Annotated in this window: 12 protein-coding genes and 2 pseudogenes; 9 read left to right on the top strand and 5 right to left on the bottom strand. The window is 68.1% G+C overall.

Features of this window, described 5'->3' with window-relative positions; all coding sequences use genetic code 11:
• A pseudogene (locus A9X03_RS28370) lies at positions 1-181 on the bottom strand (DNA repair protein RecO); the annotation flags it as partial.
• A gap of 26 nt (positions 182-207) precedes the next feature.
• Here A9X03_RS28370 and A9X03_RS10240 point away from each other — a divergent pair.
• The 3 genes and pseudogenes from A9X03_RS10240 to A9X03_RS10230 all read left to right on the top strand — a co-directional run.
• Positions 208-744: pseudogene (locus A9X03_RS10240) on the top strand (DNA repair protein RecO); the annotation flags it as partial.
• On the top strand, positions 737-1,630 hold the full coding sequence (locus A9X03_RS10235; protein WP_067890072.1) for a decaprenyl diphosphate synthase: 894 nt from the start codon (positions 737-739) through the stop codon (positions 1,628-1,630). The pseudogene A9X03_RS10240 and the gene A9X03_RS10235, both read left to right, overlap by 8 nt.
• A gap of 35 nt (positions 1,631-1,665) precedes the next feature.
• Positions 1,666-2,094, top strand: a complete 429-nt coding sequence (locus A9X03_RS10230) for a hypothetical protein (RefSeq protein WP_067890070.1) — start codon at positions 1,666-1,668, stop codon at positions 2,092-2,094.
• Positions 2,095-2,098: 4 nt separating this feature from the next.
• On the opposite strand, the gene A9X03_RS10225 is transcribed toward A9X03_RS10230, so the two are convergent.
• The 3 genes from A9X03_RS10225 to A9X03_RS10215 all read right to left on the bottom strand — a co-directional run bounded on the left by A9X03_RS10225 (position 2,099) and on the right by A9X03_RS10215 (position 4,036).
• A complete protein-coding gene (locus A9X03_RS10225) occupies positions 2,099-3,100 on the bottom strand; it encodes an alpha/beta fold hydrolase (RefSeq protein ID WP_067890101.1) in 1,002 nt (333 codons plus the stop codon).
• A gap of 139 nt (positions 3,101-3,239) precedes the next feature.
• The gene (locus A9X03_RS10220; RefSeq protein ID WP_082950230.1) at positions 3,240-3,632 is read right to left on the bottom strand and encodes a Fur family transcriptional regulator; all 393 of its coding nucleotides are present in this window, start codon (positions 3,630-3,632) and stop codon (positions 3,240-3,242) included.
• Positions 3,629-4,036: a helix-turn-helix transcriptional regulator gene (locus A9X03_RS10215; protein WP_067748423.1), complete on the bottom strand. Its 408-nt coding sequence runs from the start codon at positions 4,034-4,036 to the stop codon at positions 3,629-3,631. The genes A9X03_RS10220 and A9X03_RS10215 overlap by 4 nt, the downstream gene beginning before the upstream one ends.
• Positions 4,037-4,228: 192 nt before the next feature.
• On the opposite strand from A9X03_RS10215, the gene A9X03_RS10210 reads away from it, so the two are divergent.
• From A9X03_RS10210 to A9X03_RS10200, 3 genes are all read left to right on the top strand, one after another.
• Positions 4,229-5,626: a glycine--tRNA ligase gene (locus A9X03_RS10210; protein ID WP_068260890.1), complete on the top strand. Its 1,398-nt coding sequence runs from the start codon at positions 4,229-4,231 to the stop codon at positions 5,624-5,626.
• Between the two features lie 215 nt (positions 5,627-5,841).
• Positions 5,842-7,041 (top strand): PPE family protein, encoded by a 1,200-nt coding sequence (locus A9X03_RS10205; protein WP_067748425.1) that lies wholly within the window; start codon positions 5,842-5,844, stop codon positions 7,039-7,041.
• 378 nt (positions 7,042-7,419) lie between these two features.
• Positions 7,420-7,668 carry a hypothetical protein gene (locus A9X03_RS10200; RefSeq protein ID WP_067748427.1) on the top strand — a complete coding sequence of 83 codons (249 nt, stop codon included), beginning with the start codon at positions 7,420-7,422 and terminating at the stop codon, positions 7,666-7,668.
• 23 nt (positions 7,669-7,691) lie between these two features.
• Here A9X03_RS10200 and A9X03_RS10195 read toward each other — a convergent pair whose 3' ends face one another.
• Positions 7,692-9,671: a TPM domain-containing protein gene (locus A9X03_RS10195; protein ID WP_068260887.1), complete on the bottom strand. Its 1,980-nt coding sequence runs from the start codon at positions 9,669-9,671 to the stop codon at positions 7,692-7,694.
• 88 nt (positions 9,672-9,759) lie between these two features.
• Here A9X03_RS10195 and A9X03_RS10190 point away from each other — a divergent pair, with 88 nt between their 5' ends.
• The 3 genes from A9X03_RS10190 to dnaG all read left to right on the top strand — a co-directional run.
• Positions 9,760-11,025: a deoxyguanosinetriphosphate triphosphohydrolase gene (locus tag A9X03_RS10190; protein ID WP_067748431.1), complete on the top strand. Its 1,266-nt coding sequence runs from the start codon at positions 9,760-9,762 to the stop codon at positions 11,023-11,025.
• Positions 11,026-11,078: 53 nt separating this feature from the next.
• A complete protein-coding gene (locus A9X03_RS10185) occupies positions 11,079-11,687 on the top strand; it encodes a superoxide dismutase family protein (protein WP_067748433.1) in 609 nt (202 codons plus the stop codon).
• A gap of 30 nt (positions 11,688-11,717) precedes the next feature.
• On the top strand, positions 11,718-13,195 hold a 1,478-nt coding region (dnaG, locus tag A9X03_RS10180), incomplete at its 3' end, for a DNA primase (protein WP_231975382.1).

Below are 13,195 nucleotides of genomic sequence, written 5' to 3'. Positions count from 1 at the left end.
GCCGGTGCAGGGCCGGGGCGGGAGCCCGCTCCTCACCGGCGAGGCGTTCGGCGGTTTCCAGCATCGCGCACCCGCAGGTGTAGCGGCCGTAATCGCTGACGATGTCGGTGGCGAACGCGTCGATCGAAACCACCTGGGTGACGATGTCGAGATTGCGGCCGGGATGCAGCTGCGCGTCGATGTGTGCGAATGGCTCCAGGCGTGCGCCGAATTTGCTGCGGGTGCGCGATGCTGGAAACCGCCGAACGCCTCGCCGGTGAGGAGCGGGCTCCCGCCCCGGCCCTGCACCGGCTCACGGTGAGCGCGCTGCGGGCGGTGGCCGACGGCCGCCGGTCCCGGGACCTGCTGCTGGACGCCTACCTGCTGCGCGCCATGGGCATCGCCGGATGGGCGCCGGCGCTGACCGAGTGCGCGCGGTGCGCCACACCGGGACCGCACCGGGCGTTCCATGTCGGCGCCGGGGGCAGCGTGTGCCCGCACTGCCGTCCGGCCGGTTCGACGACACCGCCGCCGGGCGTGCTGGACCTGATGTCCGCGCTGCACGACGGCGATTGGGAGTTCGCCGAAAAGGCCACGCAATCGCACCGCAGCTACGTCAGCGGGCTGGTGGCCGCGCACCTGCAATGGCACCTGGAGCGGCAGCTCAAAACGTTGCCACTGGTGGAACGGACGTATCACGTCGACCGCACCATCGCCGAACGACGTGCAGCAGCGCTGATCGAGCAGGATTTGGACTGTGGCTAGCAAGGCCGAGCGGAAGTCGGCGTCCGCCGCCTTCCCGCAGCTGCCTCCCGCCCCCGACGACTATCCGGTCTTCCCCGAAAGGTCGACCTGGCCGGTGGTATTTCCCGAGCTGCCGCCTGCCCCAGGCGGTGGCCCGAGCCGGCCGCCACAGCACATCTCGAAAGCGGCGGCGCCCCGGATCCCGGCCGACCGACTGCCCAATCATGTGGCGATCGTGATGGACGGCAACGGCCGCTGGGCCACCCAACGCGGGCTTACCCGTACCGACGGCCACAAGGCGGGCGAGGCGGTCGTCATTGACATCGTCTGTGGCGCAATTGAAGTGGGGATCAAGTGGCTCAGCCTGTACGCCTTCTCCACCGAGAACTGGAAGCGTTCACCCGAGGAGGTCCGTTTCCTCATGGGCTTCAACCGCGATGTGGTGCGCATGCGCCGGGTGAACCTCAAGACCATAGGGGTCAAGATCCGCTGGGTGGGTTCGCGCCCACGCCTGTGGCGCAGCGTGATCAATGAATTGGCGATCGCGGAAGAGATGACTAAGGACAACGACGTCATCACCGTCAACTACTGTGTCAACTACGGGGGCCGCGCCGAAATCGCCGAAGCCACAAAAGAAATCGCCCGCTTGGCAGCCGCGGGCCGGCTGAACCCCGAGCGCATCACCGAGGCGACGGTGGCGCAGCACCTGCAGCGACCCGACATCCCCGACGTCGATCTTTTCCTGCGAAGCTCGGGGGAGCAGCGGTCCAGCAATTTCATGCTGTGGCAGGCCGCCTATGCGGAGTACATCTTCCAGGACAAACTGTGGCCCGACTACGACCGTCGCGACCTCTGGGCTGCCTGCGAGGAATACGCTTCTCGCAATCGAAGATTCGGAAGCGCGTAGTGGGGACCGCAACGGGTCCTCACGGAGAGGATCCGATGCCATCACTGCAGGATCGTCTGGCGACGGTGCTCGGCGAAGTCCTTCCGGTCGAGGAGGAAACCGACGGGGCCCTGACCGTGCGCCATGGGGGGACCATCGCCTCGTTACGGGTGGTGAACATCGCCGACGACCTCGACCTGGTGTCGTTGACGCAGGTCGTGGCCTGGGATCTGCCGCTGACCAAGAAGATCAGCGATCAGGTAGCCAGACAGGCCCGCGAGAGCAACTTCGGCAGCGTCACGCTCGTCGAGAAGATCAACGATAAAGCCGTGCAACGTAATTCGGGCAAGAGCGCTGCCAAAAGCGCCGACGTGATGCTGCGCTATAACTTTCCCGGCGCCGGCCTGAGCGATCACGCGCTGCGCACTCTGGTTCTGCTGGTGCTGGATTCGGGCGCCGGGATACGTCGCACGTTGACGGGTTAGGGCCCTAGGACACCGCCGATTCGGTCAGCGCGACGGTGACCGATTCCCGGCCGTTGTCGCCGACGCGGGTCCGCAGCAACGAGCCCAGGCGATCTCGATCGTGCCGAGCCGGTCGAGTCGAGTCGACGAACCGCTCGACGACCTCGACGAAGCGATCCGGGTCGTCCTTGAACGGCATGTGCCCCGAGTTTTCGAAGATCTCCAAGCGTGACCCGGGTATCGCGTCATGGGCTGTCCGGGCATGGTCTACCGGGATCACGAAATCGTCCTCGCCCCAGATCACTTGCACCGGAATGGGTTGCGCCAGATAGCTTCGGTCCAGCATGGTGACGAATTGGCCGCGCCTGTCCACCACGGATCGCAACGTGCGCGCGAACGCCGAGAGTGCGCGCGGGTCCCGGAAGCCCTCGAGCAGATTCACCACGTCGCCGATGTCGTGCCCGAGGTTGGTGGGGCCCAGCACGGTCGCCATGGCCCGCCCGAACAGTCGCATCGCCGGCATCACGCCCGGAATGCGCAGCATGGCCAGGGCCTCGCTGCCCATCGGCATCGCCGCCAACCGCAGGGCCATGCTTACCTCCTGGGCCACGCCACCGCTGCTGACCAGCACGATGCGCTCGACCAGCTCCGGGTATTGATAGGCGAATTGCATTGCCACACCGCCACCGAACGAATGCCCGACCAGGGTGACGCGATCGATGTCAAGCGCGGCAAGCAGGTCTCGCATGCCGTTCGCGAAGGCCGCCAGGGAGTAGTCGGCGCGTGGTTTGTCCGATTCCCCGTGTCCCAGCAGATCCGGTGCGATCACGGTAAACCGCTGCGCGAGTTTGGCGTGTACGGGCTCCCATGACGTGGACTTGTCGCCGACGCCGTGGATCAGCAGCAGGGCCGGTCCCGACCCGGCGACCCGGAAGGCGCGCCGGTGGCCATGGATGGTGCGAAATTGCAGTGACGGAGCCTCGACGTCGCGCACGGGCCGCAGATGGGGCGATGGGTGGTTCCGCATGGTGCTCACTTCCCTGGAGTTCTTGCTTGGCTCGGCCCGTGGGCCACTCATCGGGTAGGAGCACGCGGCGGGCGCGTGTCGGACACTTTTTCTTCAGAACTTTTTTCAGACGTGCCGCGGTCGGTCGGCCCGGGTCAACCTACGACCCGCACTGTGAACACGTGCCGAAGATCTCGATGGTGTGGCTGACGTCGGAATAGCCGTGCTTGGCGGCGATTTGCGCCGCCCACTGCTCGACCTCGTGGTCGCCGACTTCGATGGTGGAACCACAGCTGCGGCACACCAGGTGGTGATGGTGATGCTCGGAACACCTGCGGTAGACCGACTCACCGGTGTCGGTCCGCAGCGTGTCGACCATTCCCGCCGCCGCCATGGATTGCAACGTCCGGTAGACGGTGGTCAGCCCAATGTTCTCACCGCGGCGGCGAAGCTCGTCGTGCAACTCCTGCGCCGAGCGGAAGTCGTCGAGGGTGTCCATCAGCGTCGAAATCGCCGCTCGCTGCCGGGTCGAACGCACGCTCGTGCCGGTCAAAGCGTGTCCTCGCTCGCGTGCGCGACGGCGTCCACCACGATGTGCGCCAGGTGGTGGTCGGCAAGCCGGTACAGCACCTCGCGGCCGGACCGTTCGCCGGTGACGACGCCGGCGGCCTTGAGAATCTTCAGGTGCTGGCTCACCAGTGGCTGCGGCACACCGAGCGCGTCGACCAGCTCGTGCACGCAGCGGTGGGATTCGCGCAGCTGCAGCACGATGGCGATCCGCACGGGTGCGGCGAGCGCGCGCAGCAGCTCGCCGGCGGCGTCGAGGATCTCCCGCGGCGGCGGCACGGGGTAGTCGGCCAGCGCGCCGGACCCGGTTCCGCCGTGCTCGTGGGCCACCACGCTCAGGTCACCCGCGGTGGTCGGCATCGGGGAAGGCGGAGAGGGGGACATCGCCATGGGAGAGAGTCATCACCTCGGAAAGTGCCAGGTTGTGGGCGGGATCCGCCGGGAGGTCTCGCGGGCGGCCGACCTCCACTGTCACATGCATGATGACGCATGTCAAAGACCCCGGCGCCGATCGTTACCATGACTGATGCTCTGCGCGCGGCGGTCGATCGCCGCGCGTGCCCGATCAAACCCGGAAAGGGAGTGCACCACGCCGTGGCGTCCGTCATCGACACCGTAGTCAACCTGGCCAAACGGCGCGGCTTCGTCTTTCCCTCGGGCGAGATTTACGGCGGCACCCGCTCGGCGTGGGACTACGGCCCGCTGGGCGTGGAACTCAAGGAAAACATCAAACGGCAGTGGTGGCGGTCGGTGGTCACCGGGCGCGACGACGTAGTGGGAATCGATTCGTCGATCATCCTGCCGCGGCAGGTCTGGGTGGCGTCCGGCCACGTCGAGGTCTTTCACGATCCGTTGGTCGAGTGCCTGAACTGCCACCACCGGCATCGCCAGGACCACATGCAGGAGGCCTACGCGGCCAAAAAGGGGATCGACGACCCCGACACGGTGCCGATGACCGAGATCGTCTGCCCGGATTGCGGCACGAAGGGCCAGTGGACGGAGCCACGCGAGTTCAACATGATGCTCAAGACCCACCTCGGGCCGATCGAGACCGAGGAGGGTCTGCACTATCTGCGCCCGGAGACCGCGCAGGGCATCTTCGTCAATTTCGCCAACATCGTCACCACGGCGCGCAAGAAACCGCCATTCGGCATCGGCCAGATCGGCAAGAGTTTTCGCAACGAGATCACGCCGGGCAACTTCATTTTCCGAACGCGCGAGTTCGAGCAAATGGAAATGGAGTTCTTCGTCGAGCCTTCCACCGCGAAGGAATGGCACCAGTATTGGATCGACACCCGGCTGCAATGGTATGTCGATCTGGGTATCGATCCGGAGAATCTGCGGCTGTTCGAGCATCCCCCGGAGAAGCTTTCGCATTACTCCGATCGCACCGTCGACATCGAGTACAAGTTCGGATTCGCCGGCAACCCGTGGGGCGAGCTGGAAGGCGTCGCCAACCGCACCGATTTCGACTTGTCAACCCACGCAAAGCATTCCGGTGCCGACCTGTCCTACTACGACCAAGTCAGCGACACCCGCTACACCCCCTACGTCATCGAACCGGCCGCCGGTCTGACGCGGTCCTTCATGGCGTTTCTGATCGACGCCTACAACGAGGACGAAGCGCCCAACGCCAAGGGTGTGCTGGAGAAGCGGACGGTGCTGCGGTTGGACCCCCGACTGGCCCCGGTGAAAGCCGCCGTGCTGCCGTTGTCCCGACACGCCGACCTGAGCCCGAAGGCCCGTGATCTGGCCGCCGAATTGCGGGCATGCTGGAACATCGACTTCGACGACGCCGGCGCGATCGGGCGGCGCTACCGGCGCCAGGACGAGGTGGGGACGCCGTTCTGCGTGACTGTGGATTTCGATTCGCTCGAAGACAACGCCGTCACGGTGCGCCAGCGCGACGACATGACGCAGGATCGCGTCCCGATGAACGCCGTGGCCGACTATCTCGCCGCACGGCTCAAGGGCTGCTGACCGGCGGCTGTTCGCGTTCTCAGGACACTTGTCCGGTTAGTCGGCGCGCTCGCCACGCCGGGGTATTAAACGTTTGATAAAAAGCCGCTTCTGGGTAGCCGATTGGCTTAGGCTCATAAAGCGAATGTTGCTCACGTGTCTAGTCGGCATGGGTGGTGTCGGGTTCGTATGCGTGTAGTGGGTGCCGTTGACTCGGTCGGTGGGTTGGGGATGTCGTGATTCCAGCTTTTCTTTTCTTCCCCCCCGAGATCAACTCTGCCCTGATGTATGGCGGCGCCGGACCCGGCCCATTGTTGACGGCGGCCGCGGCCTGGGAATCATTGGCGGCTGACCTGGCGGCCGCGGCGGCGTCGTTTGAGTCGGTAGTGACGGGAGTGGCCTCCGGTCCCTGGACCGGTCCGTCGTCGGCGGCGATGCTGGCGGCGTCGACGCCGTACCTGCAGTGGCTGATCTCGGCGGCGGGGCAAGCCGAGATGGCGGCCGCCCAGGCGACCGCGGCGGCGGCGGCGTACGAAGCGGCGTTCATGGCGACGGTGCCCACGCCGGAGGTCCTGGCGAACCGCATCCGATTGCTCATGCTGATCGCGACGAACTTCTTCGGCCAGAACACCCCGGCGATCGCGATGACCGAGATCGAGTACATGGAGATGTGGGCCCAGGACGTGGCCGCGATGGTGGGCTATCACATCGGGGCGCAGACCGTGGCGGCGACGTTGCCGACGTTCAGCATCCCGCCGACGCTGCTGAGTGGCTTGGTGACGGCGCCGCTGAGCTTCGCGTCCCAGGCTTTCGGGGCCTTCTCGTCGCTGGGCACCGCATTCGTGTCCGAGCTGCAGTCGGTGTTGGGGGCGTTCTTCCCCGGCCTGTCGTCGGTGACGTCGTTGCTGTCGTCGATGCCGGTGACGACGATGACCGCGCTGGCGCCGATCGGGATGTACCCGGCGAGCGCGCTGATGTCCCCGATGATGGTGCTGGCTCACAGCGCGGGACCCGTCGCACCCGCGGCGGCCGGTGTCACCACGGTGGCCGCCGAAGTGCCGCACGCCGCCGCGGGCGGCGTCCAAGGGCTGCAGTCGGCCGGCGGGCTGGGCGTTGCGACCGCCGGGTTGGGCACCGCCCGGTTCGTGGGATCGATCACCGTCCCGCCGACCTGGGAGGGGTCGATGCCGGTGCCGGCGGTCTTGACCAGCCTTGCCGTGCCGGCCCTAGGCGCCCAACTGCCGACGCCGATCGCGACCGGGACAACGTCGTCCGCGCCGTCCGCGGCCTCGGGTTCTGCGCCGGCCATGGCCATGGCGGTCGACGATCGGGGCGCGGACGGCGACAAGACCGACAAGAGGGGACGCCGCGGCGGCGAGAACCCACACGTAGTGCAGTCGCGGCCCAAGGTGGTGCCGCGGACGAAGGGCGGCTAGGGCTGGCTCCGCGCTCTGGGCGAGCCAGGAGAGGCTAGCGTCGCTAGCCACCATGGGCTCGGCGCTCGGAGCGAGTGCGCGGGACACCGTCGTCGTGAATCGCGCCAATTGGCAAGGGTTTTGCGTTCGGCCGGCGCGGTATTTATCGCGTCGGTCCACCCTCCACGGCTTGGGCCCGCAAGCCGCGCGTACGCTGCGCAGAAGCAAATCCACGTTTTTCCGGTATTTGCCCCAGGTTTGGCTTACGATGTGCCTGCTTGGTGTTATTAGGTTCGGCCACAGCGTCCGACAACGGCTGTGGAAGGGGGCAACATGCTTTTGCCTCTTGGTCCGCCGCTACCAGATGACTCGGTGTCGGCGGTTCGGGGTGAGTCGGGGATGCTCGGTGGCCTGTCGGTTCCGCTCAAGTGGGGCGTGGCCGTGCCGCCGGATGACTACGACCACTGGGCACCGAAGCCGGATGTGAGCGCCGACGCCATCGACACGGTGGCCGACGCCCCGGCCCCGGCCGTGATCGCGGAGACCAATCAGTGGAACGACTGGCAGCGGTGGGAAGGCGAGACGGAACCCCACTTCGAGATCCCGCGCACCGGCGGTGTGATACCGCATTCACCGGCCGCCGGCTGACCCTCTGGCGGCACGCGAGCGGTTCAGAATCGGCCGCCGCCACCCATGAAGCCGCCGTCGGACGACCCGCCGAATGACGTCGGACTCCAGCCGCCGAACCCTCCCCGCATGCCTCCACTGAGGACATTGCCGATGATGATTCCGCCAAGCATCGCGCCCATGTCGCCGCCCCCGCCACGAGTGACGGCGCGCTGAGCCGATTGCACGTCGGCATTCGCCAACGCCTGGGCCTGGGCGGCCAGCGTCGACGCCGCGTTGGCGTGGGAGATCGCGTCGGTTGGGCTGGTCGCCCGCTTGTCCCGCGCGGCTTGTAGGTGCCGTTGACCTTCGGCGAGCCGGGTGCGGGCCTCGGGGCCGACGCTGCCGCGGCGGGTGTCGATGTAGTCGGAGACCGCCCGCACCCGGGACTCGGCGGTGAACAGCGCCTGCTCCAAGGAGCGGTTGAGCTGCTCCGCGGCGGCCTGCTCCCGGGCCAGGGTGACCAGCAGCCCGTTGAGGTCGGCATCCGCCCTGGCCAACTGGGCGAACGCGCCCAGCGGGTCGGTGGATGCCCCGGCGCGCGCGACGTCGACCGCCCGGGCGGCCGCATCGCGCGCCGCGATCAGGTCGCCGGTGTGTGCGGGCGTGTTGGGCTGCGCTTTGTGCAGTAACTCGTTGGCGCGCTTGATGTCCTCCTGAATGTCGGCCATCGTCGACGGCAGCCGATCGATGGCGTGCTGAATGTCGGTGGCCGCGTTGTCCACCGAGTCGAGTAGAGCCCGGGCCTGCCCGAGCGCGGACTCGGCCGCGCGGACGGCGTCCACCAAACCGGCCTGCCGGCCGCCGACGGCCTCGGCGGCCAAATCCCGGGCCGTGCTGATGTTGCGGTCGGCGAATGCCAGCCGCTCCTTAGCCGCCGTGGCGTTGCCGGACACCGAAGTCAGTGCGGCAGCGTCGAATTGGCCATGCAGCTCGGCCAGCCGCTGTTCCGCGGGATCGATGCGGGCGGTGAGCTCGACGTACTGCTGGGTGAGCGCGTCGAGCCGCGACGGTGCGTTGATCACCAGGTCGCGCAGGTTCTCGAAGGCCTCGGTCTGCGACTCCAATTCGCGGTCGGCGCGCGCTGCCGCCACGACTACCCGGGTGAGCAGCTCTCGGCGCTGCGCGGGCGTCTCGGGCACGCTGTCGTCGAGCTGCTGCCGGATCGAGAAAGCTTGGGACAGCGCGGCTTTGGCGTTGTCCACCGCCTCGGTGAACGGCCGGGTCCGGTCCGCGCCGAATTCGGTGATCGCCAGGTCGAGTTCGTTCGCGCTGGTCCGAACGGCGTTGTCGACCTCCACCACCAGCGCGCGTGACAGGTCGTCGAGGGCCTGCAGCGGCACGGAGGCCAGCGCATCGACGTCGGTGGGGTCGACCCGCCGGGCGGCGGCCAATTCGGCCGCACGCCGCCGACGACCGCGGTACCGCATGACCAACAGCAGGGCCGCCAGCGCGACGAGAATGACGGCCAGCGTGACCAGCAGGGCCACCCGGCCCGACGAGCCCGGCGACACGTTGAGCCCGTTCGCCGCCGCGACCGCCGCACCGCTCCAGTCGCCGTTGTGCAGGGCGGGTTCGATCTTGTTGTGCCGCAAGTCGTCGACTTGGCGTGCGTTGACGCTCTTGACCGTGGATGGCACCAGGAACGCGTACGCGCGGCCGGTGGTAGCGACGGCCAGCAGGGCGTCATAGTTGCTTAAATCGCTGGCACGCATCGTGTCCTGTGCCCAGCTCACCGCGCTCTGGCCGGAGAAGTCGTCGACGTAGACCACCCACAGCCGGATGTGGCGATCCGCGTAGAGCCTGCCCACCGCCGACGTGACCGCGGCGCGCCCGGAGTCCGAGAGGGCTCCCGCGTTGTCGGTGACATAGCCCGCCAGCCGGAAGGGCGGTTGCGCGTCGCCGGCGGGGGCCACGAGCAGGCCGCCGCCCAGACCGATCGCCAGGATCGTCGCGATCACGCCAAGCAGGCGAGCAGTGCGCATGACGCCAATTTAGCCTCGCGACAATGCCGGCAAATAGCGGTGCACGGGAGCGGTCCCTGCCCCGCAATCCCTGGCAGACTGTGCGTCGGTGACCACGAATCGGCAAGACCCTTACGACGACTTCGACCGTCAACGGCGGGTACGCGAAGCGCCGAAGACTGCGGGTTTGCCGGGGACGGAAGGCCAGCACCGCACCGACTTCGCCCGCGACCGCGCCCGGGTGCTGCACAGCGCCGCGCTGCGGCGGCTGGCCGACAAGACCCAGGTTGTCGGGCCGCGCGAAGGTGATACTCCGCGGACCCGGTTGACGCACTCGCTCGAGGTCGCCCAGATCGGCCGGGGGATGGCCGTCGGCCTGGGCTGCGACCTCGACCTGGTCGAGCTGGCCGGTCTCGCCCACGACATCGGCCATCCGCCCTACGGGCACAACGGCGAGCGCGCCCTCGATGAGGTCGCCGCCGACTACGGCGGCTTCGAGGGGAATGCCCAGAACTTTCGCATCCTGACCAGCCTCGAGCCGAAAGTGCTTGACGAACAAGGCAATAGCGCGGGGCTCAACCTGACCCGCGCATCGCTCGACGCGGTCACCAAGTATCCGTGGTTCCGTCGTGAACACAAGCGCAAGTTCGGGTTCTACGACGAGGACCGCGAACCGGCGGCCTGGGTGCGCGCCCGCGCGCCCGAGGGTCGGATGTGCCTGGAAGCGCAGGTGATGGACTGGGCCGACGACATCGCGTATTCGGTCCACGACGTCGAAGACGGCGTCGTCTCCCAGCGCATCGACCTGCGCGTGCTGGCCGACGACGACGAGGCGGCCGCGCTCGCCAAGCTGGGCGAGAGCGAATTCTCCAGGGTCAGCGCCGACGACTTCATGGCCGCCGCGGCACGGCTCTCGGGACTGCCGGTGGTCGCCGCGGTCGGCAAGTACGACGCCACACTGGCCGCCTCGGTCGCGCTCAAGCGGCTCACCAGTGAACTGGTCGGTAGATTCGCCTCGGCGGCCGTCGCCACCACCCGGGCCGCCGCCGGTCCAGGGCCGCTGGTGCGCTATCGGGCCGACCTGTTGGTGCCCGACCTGGTGCGCGCCGAGGTCGCCCTGCTGAAAATCCTGGCGCTGCAATTCATCATGTCCGATCCGCGGCATCTGGGTACCCAGGCCCTGCAGCGCGAACGGATCCACCGGGTGGCGCAGTGGCTGTATGCCGGGGCGCCGCAGACGCTCGACCCGGTGTTCGCCGCGGCGTTCACCACCGCCGCCGACGACCGCGCCCGGGTCCGGGTGATCGTCGATCAGATCGCCTCGTACACCGAGGGCCGGCTGGAACGCATCGACGCGCGCCAGGCCACCGGTTAGCCGCGCGTCATCCCTCGGCGGCGTCGCCGCCACCGCGGACTAGGCTGCCCGGCATGACCAAATTCAGCGGTATCGCCACCCTCGCGGTGGGGCTTCCCGTCGTCGCCATGACCGCCTGCAGTTCACCGCAACATGCGAGCACCCAGCCCGGCACCACCCCTCCGGTCAAGAGCGCCCCGCCGGCGTCGTCGGGCGAGACGACGACCGCGGCGCCCAACGGCGAATCGCTCAGCGCGCAACTGAAGACGCCGGACGGGCGGTCCGTCGCCACGGCGACGTTCGACTTCACCGGCGGGTACGTCACCGTAACGGTCAAGACGGTGGCCGGCGGCATCCTGTCACCGGGCTTCCACGGCCTGCACATCCATCAGATCGGCAAGTGCGAGCCCAACTCCGTCGCCCCGACCGGTGGTGCGCCCGGGAACTTCCTGTCCGCCGGCGGCCACTACAACGCGCCCGGGCACACCGGCAAGCCCGAAAGCGGCGACCTGACGTCGCTCGAGGTGCGTTCGGACGGCTCGGCCTACCTGGTCACCACCACCGACTCGTTCACCCGGGACGTGCTGGTGGGCGGCGAGGGCAAAGCCTTGATGCTGCACGGCGCCGAAAACACCGACAACGCCATGGAACGGGTGGCATGCGGCGTCATCGGAACGGGATAGCCGGCCGGCTCGGCGCTCTAGACTGAGCCGATGTCCAGCCCGGCAGGTTCGTGGGGTCACCGCCCGCGCGCGGGCGACGATGACGCCCGGCCCAGGGGCCGGGGCCGCATTCCCGATCGGGACATCGCCGCCATCCGCGAGCGGGTCCGCATCGACGAAGTCGTCGGCGACTACGTCCAATTGCGGCGCGCCGGTGCCGATTCCCTCAAGGGACTGTGCCCGTTCCACGACGAGAAGTCGCCGTCGTTCCACGTTCGCCCCAATCACGGACACTTCCACTGCTTCGGCTGCGGCGAAGGCGGCGACGTCTACGCGTTCATCCAGAAGATCGAGCACGTCACCTTCGTGGAGGCGGTCGAGTTGCTCGCCGACCGGATCGGTCACACCATCAGCTACACCGGGCCGGCGACCAGCGTGCAGCGCGATCGGGGCAGCCGCAGCCGCCTCGTCGCGGCCAACGCGGCAGCGGCGGAGTTCTACGCCGCGGCGCTGGAATCCGACGAGGCGGCCCCGGCCCGCCAGTACCTGACGGAGCGGAATTTCGACGCCGACGCGGCGCGCCGCTTCGGCTGTGGATTCGCCCCGTCCGGATGGGATTCGCTGACAAAGCATTTGGTGCGCAAGGGTTTCGAGTTCAAGGAGCTGGAAGCGGCCGGCCTGTCGCGGCAGGGGCGGCGTGGCCCGATCGACCGCTTTCACCGGCGGCTGCTGTGGCCGATCCGCACCGCGGCCGGCGAGGTGATCGGGTTCGGCGCCCGCCGGCTGTTCGACGACGATCCGATGGAGGCCAAGTACATCAACACGCCCGAGACGCTGCTGTACAAGAAGTCGTCGGTGATGTTCGGCATCGATCTGGCCAAGCGCGACATCGCCAAGGGGCATCAGGCGGTCGTCGTCGAGGGCTACACCGACGTGATGGCCATGCATCTGGCCGGGGTCACCACCGCGGTGGCGTCCTGCGGCACCGCGTTCGGCGACGAGCATCTGGCGATGCTGCGCCGGCTGATGATGGACGACAGTTTCTTCCGGGGCGAGCTGATCTACGTTTTCGACGGCGACGCGGCCGGCCGCGCGGCCGCGCTCAAGGCCTTCGGCGGCGAGCAGAACCTGGCGGGACAGTCCTTCGTCGCGGTCGCCCCGGACGGCATGGATCCTTGCGACCTGCGGTTGAAATCCGGCGATGGCGCGCTGCGCGACCTGGTGGCGCGGCGTACCCCCTTGTTCGAATTCGCGATCCGCACCGCGATCGCCGAGATGGACCTGGACAGCGCCGAGGGCAGGGTCGCCGCGCTGCGGCGCTGTGTGCCGATGGTGAGCCAGATCAAAGACCCCACGCTGCGCGACGAGTACGCCCGCCAGCTAGCCGGCTGGGTCGGCTGGGATGACGTGGCCCAGGTCATCGACCGGGTGCGCAGCCAGGCCAAGAAGTCGCCGGCCCCCAGATTGCGATGTACGACGCACACGCACCGCGGATCCCGCCGGCACTCGCCGCGCCGAGCCTCAACCGG

Origin of the sequence: Mycobacterium sp. E1715, from assembly GCF_001667625.1 — a bacterium.
Taxonomy (GTDB): Bacteria; Actinomycetota; Actinomycetes; order Mycobacteriales; family Mycobacteriaceae; genus Mycobacterium.
The sequence above is the reverse complement of the archived record's forward strand: the minus strand, read 5'-3'. Positions and strand labels throughout refer to the sequence as shown.

Coding starts and splice junctions, on each gene's coding strand:
- A9X03_RS10230 (WP_067890070.1), top strand. CDS start 1,666: ATGCCATCACTGCAGGATCGTCTGGCGACGGTGCTCGGCGAAGTCCTT.
- A9X03_RS10225 (WP_067890101.1), bottom strand. CDS start 3,100: ATGCGGAACCACCCATCGCCCCATCTGCGGCCCGTGCGCGACGTCGAG.
- A9X03_RS10215 (WP_067748423.1), bottom strand. CDS start 4,036: ATGGCGATGTCCCCCTCTCCGCCTTCCCCGATGCCGACCACCGCGGGT.
- A9X03_RS10200 (WP_067748427.1), top strand. CDS start 7,420: ATGCTCGGTGGCCTGTCGGTTCCGCTCAAGTGGGGCGTGGCCGTGCCG.
- A9X03_RS10195 (WP_068260887.1), bottom strand. CDS start 9,671: ATGCGCACTGCTCGCCTGCTTGGCGTGATCGCGACGATCCTGGCGATC.
- A9X03_RS10185 (WP_067748433.1), top strand. CDS start 11,079: ATGACCAAATTCAGCGGTATCGCCACCCTCGCGGTGGGGCTTCCCGTC.